10 protein-coding genes are annotated in these 16,742 nt (G+C 27.5%); 4 read left to right on the top strand and 6 right to left on the bottom strand.

Features of this window, described 5'->3' with window-relative positions:
- The 3 genes from MOV42_RS00405 to MOV42_RS00395 all read right to left on the bottom strand — a co-directional run bounded on the left by MOV42_RS00405 (position 1) and on the right by MOV42_RS00395 (position 5,821).
- The gene (locus MOV42_RS00405) at positions 1–1,761 is read right to left on the bottom strand and encodes an ABC transporter ATP-binding protein (protein ID WP_324171845.1); all 1,761 of its coding nucleotides are present in this window, start codon (positions 1,759–1,761) and stop codon (positions 1–3) included.
- A complete protein-coding gene (locus MOV42_RS00400; RefSeq protein ID WP_324171844.1) occupies positions 1,761–3,545 on the bottom strand; it encodes an ABC transporter ATP-binding protein in 1,785 nt (594 codons plus the stop codon). The genes MOV42_RS00405 and MOV42_RS00400 overlap by 1 nt, the downstream gene beginning before the upstream one ends.
- A 287-nt stretch (positions 3,546–3,832) precedes the next feature.
- A complete protein-coding gene (locus tag MOV42_RS00395; RefSeq protein WP_324171843.1) occupies positions 3,833–5,821 on the bottom strand; it encodes a TonB-dependent receptor in 1,989 nt (662 codons plus the stop codon).
- Between the two features lie 104 nt (positions 5,822–5,925).
- Here MOV42_RS00395 and MOV42_RS00390 point away from each other — a divergent pair, with 104 nt between their 5' ends.
- A complete protein-coding gene (locus MOV42_RS00390) occupies positions 5,926–6,864 on the top strand; it encodes an AraC family transcriptional regulator (RefSeq protein ID WP_324171842.1) in 939 nt (312 codons plus the stop codon).
- A gap of 340 nt (positions 6,865–7,204) precedes the next feature.
- Here MOV42_RS00390 and MOV42_RS00385 read toward each other — a convergent pair whose 3' ends face one another.
- Complete coding sequence (locus MOV42_RS00385; protein WP_324171841.1) at positions 7,205–9,235, bottom strand: TonB-dependent receptor; 2,031 nt, start codon at positions 9,233–9,235, stop codon at positions 7,205–7,207.
- Positions 9,236–9,352: 117 nt separating this feature from the next.
- On the opposite strand from MOV42_RS00385, the gene MOV42_RS00380 reads away from it, so the two are divergent.
- Positions 9,353–10,306, top strand: a complete 954-nt coding sequence (locus tag MOV42_RS00380) for an AraC family transcriptional regulator (protein WP_324171840.1) — start codon at positions 9,353–9,355, stop codon at positions 10,304–10,306.
- Positions 10,307–10,321: 15 nt separating this feature from the next.
- On the opposite strand, the gene MOV42_RS00375 is transcribed toward MOV42_RS00380, so the two are convergent.
- Positions 10,322–12,418, bottom strand: coding sequence for a TonB-dependent receptor (locus MOV42_RS00375; protein WP_324171839.1), 2,097 nt, complete (start codon positions 12,416–12,418; stop codon positions 10,322–10,324).
- Positions 12,419–12,531: 113 nt separating this feature from the next.
- On the opposite strand from MOV42_RS00375, the gene MOV42_RS00370 reads away from it, so the two are divergent.
- The gene (locus MOV42_RS00370; protein ID WP_324171838.1) at positions 12,532–13,488 is read left to right on the top strand and encodes an AraC family transcriptional regulator; all 957 of its coding nucleotides are present in this window, start codon (positions 12,532–12,534) and stop codon (positions 13,486–13,488) included.
- A 41-nt stretch (positions 13,489–13,529) separates the two neighbouring features.
- Here the strand turns inward: MOV42_RS00370 and MOV42_RS00365 are convergent, their stop codons facing one another.
- Entirely contained in the window at positions 13,530–15,608 is a 2,079-nt protein-coding gene (locus MOV42_RS00365) for a TonB-dependent receptor (protein ID WP_324171837.1), read from the bottom strand.
- A 129-nt stretch (positions 15,609–15,737) separates the two neighbouring features.
- Between MOV42_RS00365 and MOV42_RS00360 the strand changes: the two genes are divergently transcribed.
- Positions 15,738–16,721 carry an AraC family transcriptional regulator gene (locus MOV42_RS00360; RefSeq protein WP_324171836.1) on the top strand — a complete coding sequence of 328 codons (984 nt, stop codon included), beginning with the start codon at positions 15,738–15,740 and terminating at the stop codon, positions 16,719–16,721.
- Positions 16,722–16,742 lie beyond the last annotated feature (21 nt).

The raw sequence follows: 16,742 nt of genomic DNA, 5'->3' as shown, positions 1-16,742 counted from the left end.
TTATAGGTTCCACTGTTTTATTCTTTGTTGAGCTTGGAACATATCATAATATTTTCCTTTTTTATCTATTAATTCTTTATGACTTCCTTGCTCTGTTATAGTTCCATCTTGCATAACTAAAATTGTATTTGCGTGTGAAATTGTAGAAAGTCTATGTGCTATTACGATAACTGTTTTATCTTGTATTAGTTCATCTAAAGCATTTTGAACTGCTACTTCACTTTGTGTGTCTAATGCTGATGTTGGTTCATCTAATATAACAATTGGAGCATCTTTTAAAATTGCTCTCGCTATTGAGATTCTTTGTTTTTCTCCACCACTTAAATTTCCACCGATTTCTCCTACAGTCGTTTCATATCCATGAGGTAGTCTTGTGATAAACTCATGACAATATGCTTTTTGTGCTGCTATTTGTACCTCTTCATCACTGGCACTTGGTTTTCCCATACGGATATTGTTTAAAATAGTATCATCAAAAAGATATACATCTTGAAATACTACAGATATATAAGACATAAGCCCAACTTGTGTCATATTTTTTATATCAACTCCACCTATTTCTACATTTCCACAACTAGGGTCATCATATCTCATGATAAGTTTTGTGATAGTTGTTTTTCCTGAACCACTTGGTCCTACTATTGCAGTTAAAGAGTTGGCTTTGATATGAAATGAAACATTATCCATAGCTTTATTATCATAATCTAAATAGTTGAAATCAACCGCATTAAATTTTATATCAAATGTTTTAGGTGTTAAAATAGGTTCATTTATTTTTAAATCTTTTTGACGCAAGACCCCTAAAATATGTTTAAATCCTATCTCCATAGTATCTAGTACACTAGCAATCGCTAAAAAATTTGCTAAAGGTTCAGATAATCTTCCCAATACAACCAACAATGCTACAAGTGTAGCTATACTTATACTAGCATCTGCTATCCATAAAGCACCCAAAGACAATACCATCAAAAATACAAACTCTATTAGTGTAATCATAACAACCATCGGTAAAGTTGCACCTAAAGTTCCTTTTTTTTGTACTTCTCGTGCTTTTGCTATAGATTTTTGTAAATTTTTGGCATTAACTCCTACTTGATTAATCGATCGTAATACTGGTAATCCTTGTAGATACTCAATGGTATCAGCTTCTAGTGTAGAATGTGCTTTTACATTTTCTATTTTTTCAACTTTTATTTTGCCACGACTCCATTTGTAAATAGGAACAGCTAAAGGAAATGCAAGAAGCATAGCAAAAGCCATTTTTACATTGATAAAAAATGTTGCTAAAACTATAACAATAGGTACGATAAGTGCTTCTAGCCCCATACCTGCAACTATACCCATATGCAGAACTGATTGGTCTACATTTGTAGCCAAAATTGAGTTAAGTTCTCCTGTACGATATTTATTTAATCGTTGAAGTGGCATAGTTTTGATTTTATTACCTAGTTTTACTCTTAAATTATGTGTAACATCTGTTAAATCAGTAGAATAGTTAAACTCTAAAGCCAACCAATGAAAAATAAGTGATACTACAGTAGAAATCACTATAGCCCCAAACCAAAAAAATGCATCATTTAGAATAAATTTTTCACTAAACATAACTGACAATAATGGGAAAAAGAAAGCAAATCCTAAACCTCTAGTGATATATGACAATATATATAATAAATAACTTTTTTTTAAAGCGCTTGCTTTATTATTAGCAATCTCTATTGTTGTCTTGTAACTTTGTGCAAATGAAGATACTTCTTGACTCATTATAATGCCTCCTTTGTTTCTAAGTTCCACTCTTGTGCTTTTTCATAATTGCTCCAAAGATTGAAATAAACTTGTTTATTATCTAAAAGTTCTTGATGTTTTCCAATTTCTTTTATCTTACCTTCATCTATAACAATGATTTGATCTACATCTTTGATAGTTGAAAGTCTATGAGCAATAACGATAACTGTTTTATCTTTCATAAGATTTGCTAAAGCTTTGATAATCTCTTCTTCATTTTCTGGGTCTGCAAAAGCTGTCGCTTCATCTAATATGATGATAGGATTATCTCTTAAAATAGTTCTAGCTATTGTAATTCTTTGTTTTTGTCCGCCTGAAAGGTTTGCACCTCGTTCACCTGCTTTTGTATCGTAGCCATTTGGAAGTGAAAGTATAAAATCATGTATTTGTGCTGATTTTGCTGCATTTACTACATCTTCATCACTTGCATTTGGATTTGCCATTTTTATATTGTTAAAAATACTATCAGCAAAAAGAAAAGTATCTTGAAATACAAAAGAAACTATATCCATAAGTGTATCGTTTGAAATCTCTCTTATATCTGTATCTCCTATTTTTATACTTCCTTGCGTTACATCCCAAAATCTAGGGATTAGTTTAGCTACTGTACTTTTTCCAGCTCCACTTGGTCCTACTATAGCGGTTGTACTTTTAGATGGAACTACAAAACTTATATTTTCCAAAGCCTTTTTATCTGTTTTATCATAAGAAAAAGATACATTTTCAAAATGAATAGATATATCATCTGGTGTTTTATTGCTTATTGCTAATGGCAACTCTTCTGTATCCATAATCTCTTGTATTCTTAAAGCTGAAGCTTGTGATTTTTTAATAAAATTACTTAGCCACATAACAGGCATAAGAGCATCTGCCATGCCTGTACTTAAAAAGAGTGCTAAAATTAAAGAAGACAACTCCAATGAGCCATTATTTAGAAGATAGATTCCAGTTAATAAAATAGCTAGTAAAGTTGTTAAAGGAGTAAGTAAAATAGTACCAAATTTAGCACTTTTGTTAGTTTTTGCCATCCAAGCATTTAAGTTTTTTCTATAAGAAAATAAAGAATCATTATATTTTTTAAAAGATTCACTTCCATCATCAAATGTTCTCACAACCGGCATAGCTTGAGCAAATTCTACAACGGCTTTGTTTATATCTGTTTGACTTTTCTCATATTTAATTCTATATTCTTGGGAATCTTTCATCGCCATTGACATAATACTTGCCCCAATAACTAAAACAAAAATACCAGCAAGTGCCAAACGATAATCAACAACAAATAAAATGATTAAAGTTGTTATAGGCGCAACAATACTTTTAGCAATCATAGGAACACTATCTGCTACAAAAGCATGAAGTGCTGCTACATCTTCTTGCATCACTTTTTTTAAAGCACCAGAACCTGTAGTGATTATATATCCTAAAGGCACTTTTGAAAGATGAAAAGACAAATCTGTTCTTAAAATTTGCTCCAATCTAAAAGCACCAAGATGAGAAACAATAAAAGCACTCAGCCTCGTGACAAAAGCAATGACTGTAATAATAGCAAGTGCAATGATAGTATTGAAAAGGTCAAATTCTATATCAAATATTTTTATAGGAGTTTCCTCTAAAATATTAGATAAAGTAAAAGAAAGAAGAGTCAAACTAGCTATTAAACTAATAGCACCAATAGCAGAGAGTAATATCGCTATGCGTATCTCAAAATTTACAGGGACTAAAATAGCCCATAGACCTGTTTTTTGTTTATGTTTTTTTTCCATATCTATCCTAAATTAATGTAATAAGATATTATATAGATATTAAGAATCTTTATCAATATCTTATTTATTATAAAGGGATTATCTTTTATTTTAAAGGGATTAAAAATTGCTATTCATAATTTATAAATAATTATAAGACGAAAAAGATTTTGTTTAGTAAACTTTTATAGAGGTTTCGTTGTTAAATAATGGGTTATGCAAGAAGTCTATTATAAAAAATATCTGAAATATTTTGAGTAGAGGGATAAAATTACTCTACTCAAAAAAAATTATATGGGAATGGAATTTTAAAACCTATAAGTAACTTGGATGCCTATTTCTCTTTCTTCAGAATAAATTGTATATGAATCATGATAACCAACAGAGTCATGATTTTTATCAAATAAATTTTTTGCATACATGTATATATCAAACTTTTTTGTTTCGTATCCTACTTTTGTATTTACAAGTGTATATGCTTTTTTCTCATACTTATTTTCTTTATCGAAGTACATTTTACCATAGCCGTTTAAATTGGCACTTGCATAATAACCAGCATTTGCTCTATATTTAGCTCCTATATAATAATTATATTTAGGTGCAAATGGATTAGTCTTTCCTTTATAATTACCATTAAAATCTTTAAATTTATCAAATTTAGTTTCATTGACTCCTAAAGATGAAAATATATTTAATTCATCATTTATTTGATAATTTACTTCCAACTCTAAACCTTGCGAATGTGCTTCTCCTGCATTTGATACATATTCTTCGGCAGGTGAAATTGCTGATGTGACTTGCATATTTTTTATATCCATATAATAAATTGATGTATTAAATGTCAATTTATCATCTAACATTACACTTTTATATCCTGCTTCATAATTCCACAATGTTTCTTTTTCAAATATTAAATTTGCATGTCCTATTGGTGCATTATGATTAAATCCACCCGCACGATAACCTTTTGCTATAGTAAAATAAGCCATTTTATTATTTTCAAAGTTATATTCAAGTGAAACTTTAGGTGAAATCTCACTATAGGTACTATCTTCTTTTATATTTCTGTTCTTATCTGTAAATTCTTTATTCTCTTTATCGTATCTTATTCCTGTTAGAATAGATAAATTATTTGATATTTGATATTTGATATGCGTAAACAACCCAAGTGACTTATCATTAAAATCTCGTTCGATAGGATAGCCAGACCAAGCAAAATCAAAATTTTCATCTTTTTCATCCATATAAATACCAGCTAAAAAATCTAATTTATTGTTTAAAAAACTATCTATATATTTAATTTCTTCTGAATAAGATTTAGTATTTGTATCTCTAATCATATGATATTGAGGTACAGGATTATTTGTAAAATCCCAGTCATCACCATCTTTTAAATTAAAACTTCTTCTAGTGGTGATTGATTCTATATATGATCTATCAGATATTGTATATTTTATTTTTAAAGCATTATTTACAATTTGTGATTTATTGTAACCTTTAAAATTTTGGGAAATATCATTTTTTCCTTGTGTTACATAACTCATTTTAACAGAACCATCATCATATTTTAAAATAGAGTTTATAAATGATATCTCTAAATTATCAGTAGGTTTATATATAATATTTACTCTAACTGAATTTCTTTTTCTATCATCTATTGTTTTCCCAGTATTTTTATCTTTTAAAAATCCATCTTTTTCATAATGAGATGCAGATATTCCAATTAATAGTTTATTTTCTATCAAGGCACCTGATACATTTAAATTTATTTTTCTTTTATTATCACTTCCCACTTCAAGACTTATGGATCCTTGTGTAATATTTGATGGTTGTTTAGTGTGAATATTCATCACCCCTGTTTCAGCATTTTTCCCATATAGTGTACCTTGGGGACCTTTTAGGACTTCTATTCTTTCTATATTATTAAGTTCTTCATTCATAGCCCACCCATCTAAAATGGGAACACCATCAATATATATAGCCATAGGAACAGTTTTAGCCTCCATATCTGAAAATATTCCCCTAAGCGATGGGCTAATCTGAGAATCGGAACCATAAGAAAAAAACATTAGATTTGGAGTGTATGCCGCTATATCTTCTACAAGTTCTATATTGTTATCTACTATACTTATCTCATCTAGGAGTGTCATAGATATAGGTACTTCTTGGATGTTTTCTGCCTTTTTTTGTGCTGTTACTGTTAATTTATCCAAAGTTTTAATATCATTTGCATAGATGTTACTATAAACCAACATCGAAACTATGGTTGATAAAGTTAACTTGTTTACTATTTTCATAATTAATCCTTAATTTATATTTATTTTATTATAATGATAATTAATATTAAAATGAAAGAGTAAATAGCTGTCATTAGTATTTTTATAAATTAAGGAGGTATTTTATGTCTTGTAATAATTATAATGTAATAAATAGTGAAAAAATATTAGAATTGAATAATAGTATTCAAGAATTTAATATTGATGATAATATTTATTTAATAAAAAGTAATATTAAATTTACAGAATCAAGAGATATAAATGTACTTTCAAAAGTAGATGGATTATTGATTACTATTAATCTAAATGGTTCAGTTAAACATAAAAGTCATCTAAGTAATTTTAATTTAGATATAAACAAAAATATGACTTCAATAAATCTTATGCAAACAGAAGAAGGCATTAATGAAATAAAAGCTGGTACACATTTGCAAAATCTACATATCATATTCAAAAAAGAATTTTTAAGAAAGAATTTTTTAGATATAGATATATATGAAAAAATATTAAGTTTTTTTGAAAAAAATGAAAATGCTAAAAATATAAAAACATCCAATACAAGTATACAAAATCAAATAATTGCAAATGAAATTTTTAATTCACAATATAGCGGAGGTTTAAATAAAATATTTCTTCAATCAAAAGTTTTAGAAATATTTTTAAATGAATTTAATCATTTACAATTAGAATCCAATACTCCAAAAAATATTGGAAAAGTAAAATTCAGTTCTTACGATATAGAAGCAATTCATAAAGCTAAAGAAATTATGTTAAATAATATTCAAAATCCTCCAAGCATAAAAGAACTTTCAAGATCAGTTGCATTAAATGATTTTAAATTAAAAATTGGATTTAAAAATATTTTCAATACAAGTCCATACAAAATGATACATGAACATAGAATGCTAAAGGCAAAACACCTTTTAGAAACAAGTGAGATGAATGTAAGCGAAATAGCAAATAAAATAGGGTATAAATTTGTACACAATTTTTCAAAAGTTTTTTTACAAAAATTTGGAGTACGCCCAAAAGATTTAATGAAAAGTAGAAAATACTATTATTGATGAAAGGGAGTCTTGAGAGTGTAAAATAATTTTTTCTTATAATTTACTAAATAGACTTCTTGCAAAACTATAAAAAACAGACACTAAAAATGCTGTAAAGTTTGTATGAGTAAATATGAACAATTAAAGAATAAAATAGAAGCATCAGTTCGTATATGTGTTGAACTTGTCAACGCTAAATTAAAGATTTTTCAAATCCTTACTCAAAAATATAGTAACCGTATAAAAATGTTCAATTTATGCTTTAACCTGATATTAAGACTCTAAAAACTACTTTTTTGGCAGCTTTCATACTGCCTATTTTAACTCCGCTGTTGACACTTGGTCTAAGTCATCAACTTTAGAATCTATAAGCCAACTGAATACCTATCTCTCTTGGTTTTGATAGGTGAATAAAACCTGCATTATAATGTTCTTGTGTACTATAATCTTTATCAAAAATATTTTTACCATAAAGATAAATATCATAGTCTTTAGTTTCATAACCTATTTTTGCATTAACAAGTATGTAAGCTTTTCTTTTATATGTATTGCTATCATCTATATAGAAATCTCCAAATCCATTTAAGTTTATATTTGCATATATCCCATTATTTCCTCTATACTGTGTACCTAAAGAATAAGTGTATTTTGGAGTATTTGGCATATATTTTCCACTATTATCTACATTTTGTGTACCTATTACATTATATTGATTGTCAAAGATTAAACTTGTATATTTAAAGTCATCAAACGTTGCTTTATTATAAGAAAAAGAGGAGTTTATACTGAAAGATTCATTCATCATATAGCTTAGGTCAAGCTCAAATCCTTTTGAAGTTGCACTTTTAGCATTTTTAATATAATTTGCTATATTACTAAGAGGTACAACAATTTGTTTATCCGATATGCTAATAAAGTATAACGCAGTATTTATATTTAATCTATTCTCAAAAAATGAACTTTTTAACCCAAATTCATAACTTATAAGTGTCTCTTGATCATAATACTCTTGACCTTGTGGAGCAAAAATATAATACCCTCCTGGTTTATATCCTTTTGCTATAGTTGCATAAATAAGGCTATCCTTGGTAACTTTATATTTTAAAGCAAGTTTTGGTGAAATTTCAGTAAAAGACTTTTCTTCTTTTGCAAAAGTAACTCTATTGTCTAAATTTTTTGTATCTTTATCATACCTAAGTCCAGCAAGTATTGAGAAATTATCTGAAATTTTATAATTCAGATGAGTAAAAATACCTAAGCTTGTACCATCAACTTTTTGGTTTCCATATATAAATAAACCTCCAGCAGTATCAAATTCATTAAGTGTTCTATCGCTACTTTTATCTGCATAAAGTCCTAGAAGTAAGCTATAGTTATCTTCTTTTAAATTATATCTTATCTCTTGAGATATAGTTTTATTATCTATTGGGAAAAAAGCATGTTGCTTATAACTTGGATCTGCTGTTTTGTCAAAATCTTCTATCATAGTAAGGGAAGTTTTTTTGTAAGCAGTTACTGCCTCAATACTGCTACTTTCATCAATATTATAATTAATTTTAAATCCTATAGAATCAGTATCCATTTTATTTGTTTCATCTAAATCAAGAGCAATATTATGAGGATTAGGATTCCGTACAGTTGAAGAATTTCCTCCCCCATCTCTTCTTATTTCTTTATTCGCAACTAACGAAAGTTCCAAATCATCATTTACTAAGTATCTTAAATTTAATCGTCCTGAATAGTGCTTTTTATCATTTACATCTTTATCAAGATAAGTGTTTTTTATAAAACCATCTTTTTCATAATACTGACCTGCTAAACCTATAAATAGTTTATCTTCTATAACTGCTCCACTGACACTCAATCCTAATTGTTTCTTATTATCTTCACCTAGTTCAATATCTAATTTACCTTTAGTTTCATTATTAGGTTGTCTAGTAATAATATTTATTACTCCAGCTTCTGCATTTTTTCCATAAAGAGTACTTTGTGGACCTTTTAAAACTTCAATTCTTTCAATATCATTCAAATAAGTATTATAACCTGTTGTCGTTAATGTAGGTATACCATCTATATACATAGCAACAGAAGGAGACCCAGTTCTAAAATCTGAATAAACCCCTCTCATTGATGGAGCAGCTGTACCATTATCAGAAGTATTAAAGAGATAAAATCCAGGAACATAATTTGTCAAATCTTGAATATTGTCAATTTTTTTATCTTCTATAGAGTATTCATCAAAAATACTCATTGCAATAGGTACATTTTTAGGATTTTCTTCTACTTTTTGTGCTGTTACTGTTACTGTGTCTAATTTTCTTAATTCTTTTGCTTCTATTGTTGAAGTAAGTAATAAAGATGCCGCTAAACTTAAAGCTATTTTATTCATTTATAAACCCTTTTTATTTAAAATTTAATTAGTTTAGAGTATACTCAATAACAATTATCAAAATCAACATAGATGTATTGATAAAAGTATTTTTTGAATATATATAGGGAGTTTTAAATGTCTTTTAACGATATGGAGTATAATTTTAGTGAAAATAATTCTAGTACTATGAAGTTTTCAAATAATAATATGGATTGTTCTATCCTTGAACACAATATGAATAATGAAATATTTATCATAAAATCAAAGCTTGAAGTAAAAGAAGAATTCAAAATTGAATCTTCGACAAATGTAAATGGTCTGATGCTAGGATATAATCTTTTTGGATACAGTGAACATAAAAATATCAATTCAGGGCATCATTTAAGACTTTCTGCCAATGAATCAAATATGTCAATTGTAAACAATGAACATAATATATCTTCTGTTTCCAAAGGAATTTCAAATAAAATAGGTATTGTTGTCAAAAAAGAGTTTATTGAAAAGAATATAAATGATAATATGATAAAAGATTTGTTTTTATCATCTCTTGAAAAAGAATCTTGCGATAAACTTATGTTTCATAAAAAAACTGATCCATATATGAATCTTATTTTAAATGATATCTATAAACTCTCTTTTGATGAACCACTTAATAATATTTCTCTACAATCAAAAGTTTTAGAACTCCTTTTTCTTGAATTTACTAGCTTGTCTAATGACAAAAAAAGTATTGTAAATAACATAAAACTAGATGATTATGATATAGAAGCGATTAAAAAAGCCAAAGATATATTGATACAAAATATGAAAAATCCCCCAAGCATACTTCAACTTGCTAAGATGGTTAGAATCAACGATTTTAAACTAAAGATAGGATTTAAAGAAATTTTTAAAATTACACCTTATAATCTTCTTTTAAACTATAGATTAGAATATGCAAAAAAACTATTAATTGAGTCTCATCTAAGTATAGGCGAAATAGCCCAAGATATAGGCTATAAATACACTGCTAGCTTTAGTGCTGCTTTTATAAAAAAATATGGAATAACACCGACAAGTATAATGAAAACTCGGAAGTATTATTACTGATAAAAATTTAAAACACTAAAAACTATATCTAGCACCAACACCTACAAATCTACCCTCACCAAATGTCAATACTTTTCCTGTAGGCATTTGTGTTGCTGTTGTGATATAGCTCTTATCTGTTATATTTTTTACATAAGCATATATATCCCAATCATCCAATAAATATCCAGCTTTTATATTTGCTGTAGTATATGAATCTTCTTTCATAGTATTTGCATCATCAAAGTACATTTTTCCTTGATTTTTTACATCAAATCTTCCATATATTCCATTGATATTTGAATAAGACAATCCTATATTTGCGGTATGAGAAGGGGTCATCTCTATTTTATTGCCATCTTTTCCTTTGTATTTGTCATACTTGGCCTCTATGATTCCAAGCGAACTATCAACTCTAAAATCATCATTTATAGTATAGTTTAATTCTACTTCTAAGCCTTTTGAAGAAGCCTCTCCTGCATTTGAAACAGAATTAGCCCCTGTTTGCATATCCCAAGTAAAAACATGTATATCTTTTATATCCATATAAAAAACACTTAGTGCCATATAAAGTTGCTTATCTAATAAATCTCCTCTTATACCCAACTCATAATTTATTGATTTTTGTGCATCAAACATATTTTGCGATTCTTCCCCACTATCAGCAAATTTATTATATCCACCTGGAAGATATCCTTTTGCTACACTAAAATAAGAAGTTAAATCATTATTGACCTTGTAAGAGAGGGCAACTTTAGGTAAAAAAGTATTCCAAGTATTGTTTTCATTTAAAGAGTACATTTTTGCACCTGTAGTATTTGCAGGTAACATAAAATAATCTAAATCAATCTTTTTTTTGATTTGTTGATACCTTCCTCCAAGAGTTAGTTCATAGGCATTTGAAAAAGGAATAACAACTTGTCCAAATGTAGCTAGGGTTGTACTGTCTGTTTGAGATACTGCATTCAACTGTACATTTACTCCTGTACCAAATGGATTCCCCATCATAAAAGCTGGGAATGTTCCACCATATTTATCATTGCTTTGTTTGTTTGTTTCATAATACAATCCAGCCAACCATCTAACACCATCACTACTCTTTGATAGTCTAAATTCTTGAGATATATTTTTTGTTCTTTGTTCTTCAAATCCTGATAGATTGTCATATAAACTATTATTTGAATAATCAAATCCAGCATTTATATCTGTATCCAATTTCTTATGTGTTGTTAAAGAAGTAAATGTCATATCATCAAAATCATAAGTTATATTTAAAGCTTGTGCATTTGATTTGATTTTTGCGTATATATCTTCATCATAAGATACATTTTTAAAATCTTCTCTTTTAAAATCATTGATATTAGTGGAAGAAGTTATTCCTCCTTCTATCCCATATCTTGTGTCTTTATCATTAGTTGCACTAAATTTTATACTAAGATTATCTGTTGCGTTATATATTAATTTTATATTTGCTAAGTGTTTTTCATTTTCATTTGCATTATCTCTTTGGTTTGGATGGCTATTTTTTGCATATCCATCACTTTTTGATATGATTCCATTAAATCCTAGAAATAGTTTATTAGCTATTATTGGTGTATAAAATTCTAGTGAAGTTTCTTGAAAATTATCTGTACCATATTGAGCTGATATACTACCCTCTGGTTGATTTGTTGGTTCTTTTGTAACTATATTTATCACTCCGCCAATAGAATCTTTTCCATAAATTGCACCTTGTGGACCTCTTAGTATTTCAACTCTTAAAACATTTGATATTGCTTTATCAAATCCATATATATCACTATAAGGTATCCCATCTATATAAATAACAACTGGATTAGTATTTGTAAAATGGGAGGTGTTTATACCTCTAAAATTTACAGTTTCAGAATAGAAAGAAGATGATGTAAGATTTGGAATCTCTTTGATTAAATCTTTTACACTTTTTATCCCTTTTTGTTCTATCTCTACATCACTTATCACCGTTATACTTTGAGGAATACTTTTTATATTTTCCTCAACTTTATTTGCCGTTACAGTTATTGCACCTAGATTTGTTGTCTCTTGTGCATAAACACTATTTGTCAAAATAAGTGCCGTAGCTAAAGACAAAACTATTTTGTTCTGTTTTTTCATTTTTTCCCTTTAATTTACAATTTAATCTTTTATAGTATACTCAATATCAATTATCAAAATCAATAGAAAAACTTTGATAGATGTAGTTTTTATTTGTAAAAATGGAGTTTTTTATGTCACTAAATAATATGTCGTATAAATTTAACGATGATAAAACAAATAGTATGATATTTATGAAAGAAAAAATATCTGGCACGATTATGGAAAAAGAGATAAATAAAAATTTATTTTTACTCAAAACAAATATAACATCTCAAGATGATACCTTATCTGATTCAAGTGTTACAATAGATGGAATGGTATTGAGTTTTAATCTCAAAGGTCAAAGTGATTTTAAAAGCAATATATCAAATTTAAATATAAAAACATCAAATAATATTACAAATATCATATTATCAAAAGATGAAAATAGTAAAACATCAATAAAAAAAGGAGAAATAAGTATAATTGATATTATACTGAAAAAAGATTTTTTAGCTCAAAATATACCTAATGGTAGGATAAAAGATAAACTATTAAATTCACTTCAAAAAGATATTTGCAATGAATTATTATCTCATAAAACAACGAACTATCAGACACAATTATTATTAAATGATATAAATAATTCCCCTTTTGATGGTGTATTAAATGATATGTTTGTTCAATCAAAAGTTTTAGAGTTAGTTTATCTTGAATTTAAAGAGTTATTTATAAATCAAAATAGTTTTTTAGATACAAAAAAATTAAAACTAAGTATTCAAGACATAGAATCTATAAAAAAAGCAAAAGAAATTTTAATACAAAATATGCAAAATCCACCAAGTATAATGCAACTTGCTAAAATGGTAGCGATAAATGATTTTAAATTAAAGTCAGGATTTAAAATAGTATTTGGGACTACTCCTCACAATCTTCTTATAGATTATAGACTAACTTTAGCTAGAACATTACTTTTAGATGCTGATATGAATATAAATGAAATTTCACAACATATAGGATATAAATTTACTGCAAATTTTAGTACTGCTTTTTCTAAAAAGTTTAAAGTCTTGCCTAAAGATTTAATGAAAAGTCGGAAGTATTATTAGTAATAGTTTAGGTATATAGCCCAAACTATTATATATTTGATTTAAAATTTATATTTTGTTTGTATACCAAAAGTCATAGGAGCACCAGCTCTAGCCCATAAACCACCTCCTGAATCGGTAAAATCTGTATAAACAGTTGCATATTTTTTATCAAGTAAATTTTTTGTCCAGATACTTACTTCAAAGTTTTTTTGTTTAAATCCAACTTTTGCATTTACCAAAGAAAAACTATCTTCTTTTAATGTATTTGTATTATTCATATAAACATGACCAGTATAGGTATAATCAGCATTTACATAAAATCCATTTATAAATTTATAAGTCATTCCTAAATGAGAGGTATAATTTGGAACAAAAGGGAGATATTTATTTGAAAAATTAGAAGAAGCAGTAGATGATGTTGCTTTTACATAATACTCATCATATTTAGATTTTGTATATGCAAATGAAGCAACAATCTCAATATTGTCTTTTGGTTTTGCATTTAGTTCAAACTCTATTCCCTGGCTTGTAGCTTTTCCTGCATTTGTTGTAAGAAAATCGATTCCATTAGACGCATTTACTTGTAAATCTTGCCAATCAATATGATAAATAGCAGTATTTAAAGAGAGACGGTTATCGAGCCAATTTAATTTTAAACCAAGCTCATAATTCCATGTATATTCAGGATCATATTTTTCACCTTGATTATTTTGAAGATTAAAACCACCACTTTTGTACCCTTTTGAGATTGTCAAATATGGCATATGTTTATCATCCCCTACAAAACTAGCAGAAAATTTTGGTAATATTGCCTTAAATGTTGCCGAAGTATTCCCTTTTGCTCCTCCTGCTAGTAGAGCATCATAGTAAAAATCTTGCTTTTCTCTGTCATAACGCATACCCGTAGTAAATTTAAATTTATTTATAGTGGTATAACTTAACTCTCCAAATAAAGCCAAACCTATAGTATTGGTCTTACCAGTAATTGGATATTGTCCAGCAGGAAAAGAAGGACTACCCCAATCATTTCCTAATGTATACACAAGATTATGATCTTGTACCTCTTTTAAAGCATAAGCTCCAACAAGCCATTCTAAAGGGGTGTTATTATCAGAAACTAAACGCAACTCTTCACTTAAAGTAAAATAGTCTCTTTGATATAATTGTCTTTGACCATCAACCGTAGTAAAATCCATATCATGGTCTAGTTTATTGTTATCTTGTCTTACTGCTGTAACTGATATAAGTTTTGTATCTTTTGCATCATATTGAATTCGTAAATTTGCACCGTAGGCTTCTTTTAGTGAATTTCCTGCATAATCTACATCTACCTCATGTGGATTTGAATTTATTTTAGATAAAAGTACATAATCAGCATAGCCACTTTTATACCTAAGAGCATCTACTCCTAAATCAAACATAAGACTACCAGTTGGTAAATATCTAAGAGATAAACGACTATCAATATTTTCTGGGCTATTTATTTTATCATCTCCATTATATTTATTCGTTACAAAGCCATCAGATTTTTCATATTGAGCAGATAAACGAAGAAGTAACTTATCTTTAATAATAGGACCAGAAACACTAGCTTCAAGTTGTGAAGTATTATAATTCCCATATCCTATTCCTACTTTACCAGTCCATTCATTGTCAGGCTTTTTTGTTATAATATTTAAAACACCACCAATAGTATTACGACCATAAAGTGTCCCTTGCGGTCCTCTTAATAACTCAATTCTTTGGATATCAAATAGATTTGAATCATACTCATTATAATACACATCATCAATATAAAAACCAAAAGAGGGAGAACCTGCCATAAACTGACTTATACCTCTAATAGAAATACTAGATGCTATATCAGCCGCTGGTCCTGCTTTTACTAAATGAATATTTGGTAATACACTAAATAACTCTTCGGCTGTTTTGATATTGAAATCTTCAAGCTGAGTACATGAATATACCGTCAAACTTGTAGGTATTTTTTGTATATCTACCTCTCTTTTATCTGCTGTTACTGTTATGGTGTCAAGATTTGAAACCACCTCTTCTAAATCTTGGGCAAAAAGACTATGCCCAACCGATAAACATAGTGCCAAACTCACTACAAGAGATGCACTTATTTTCTTTTTCATGATTTTTTCCTTATAAAATAAAATTATTTAATTGATTTTTAAATAATTTCAAGTATACTTAATAATAATTATTAAAATCAATGCTAAACAAAAGAGTGGAGTATCTTTTTAAACGAATAAAGGATTATCATGTCAAAAAATGAGTATCATCACCTAAATAAGCTTTTGTATGAAAATAAAAACTCTAATCATACTCATACCTTTGAACTTCCAAATAGTGATAAGAGTAATACTATTTTAGAAACCAAATTACAAGACGATATATTTTTAATGAAAAATAATATTATTATAAATCAAGATACAAAAATACAAACAAATTCAGATATAGGTGGTCTTTTATTAACCTTTAATTTTAAGTCAAATCATAAATATAAAAGTTTAATTACAGATTATAATATAGAATCAAAAGATAACTTTACAACTATAGGTTTGATAAATAGAGAAGAAGGTATAGAAGATTTTAAAAAAGACTCATCAATACAAAGTATAAATATTATTGTAAAAAAAGAGTTCCTTAAACAAAATATACCTCTAAATAAAACAACAGAAAAGATATTTAAATCTCTTGAAAATAAAAATTGTAATCTACTCCTTAAAAATAAAAAAATGAATCATAAAACCGCCATTATAGCCAATGATATTTTTCTTTCAAATTTTACAGGAAGTTTAGAAAAAATTTTTATACATTCCAAAACTTTAGAAATTTTGTATACTGAATTTAATGATTTATTTTCAAACAAATTTGTACAAACAAATAGAAAAATTAAATTTGATGATTATGATATAAATGCACTCTATTTAGCAAAAGATATTTTATTAAATAATATCCAAAATCCACCTAGCATAATAGAACTATCAAAAATGGTAAAACTAAATGAGTTTAAATTGAAAATAGGATTTAAAAAACTTTTTGATACCACACCTTATAAATATTTACATGAATATAGAATGCAACAAGCTAAACATCTTTTACAGATAGGTGATATGAATGTAACTGAGGTATCAAATAAAATTGGATATAAATATATCCATAGTTTCTCAAAAGTTTTTGCACAAAGGTTTGGAATACTACCTAAAGATTTAATGAAAAATCGGAAATATTATTATTACTAATACTTCCTCTAAATTTATCTT

It is taken from the genome of Sulfurimonas sp. (assembly GCF_029027405.1).
In the GTDB taxonomy this organism is placed as follows: Bacteria; Campylobacterota; Campylobacteria; order Campylobacterales; family Sulfurimonadaceae; genus Sulfurimonas.
Note: the sequence above shows the minus strand (reverse complement) of the source record. Positions and strands in the feature narration are given on the sequence as shown.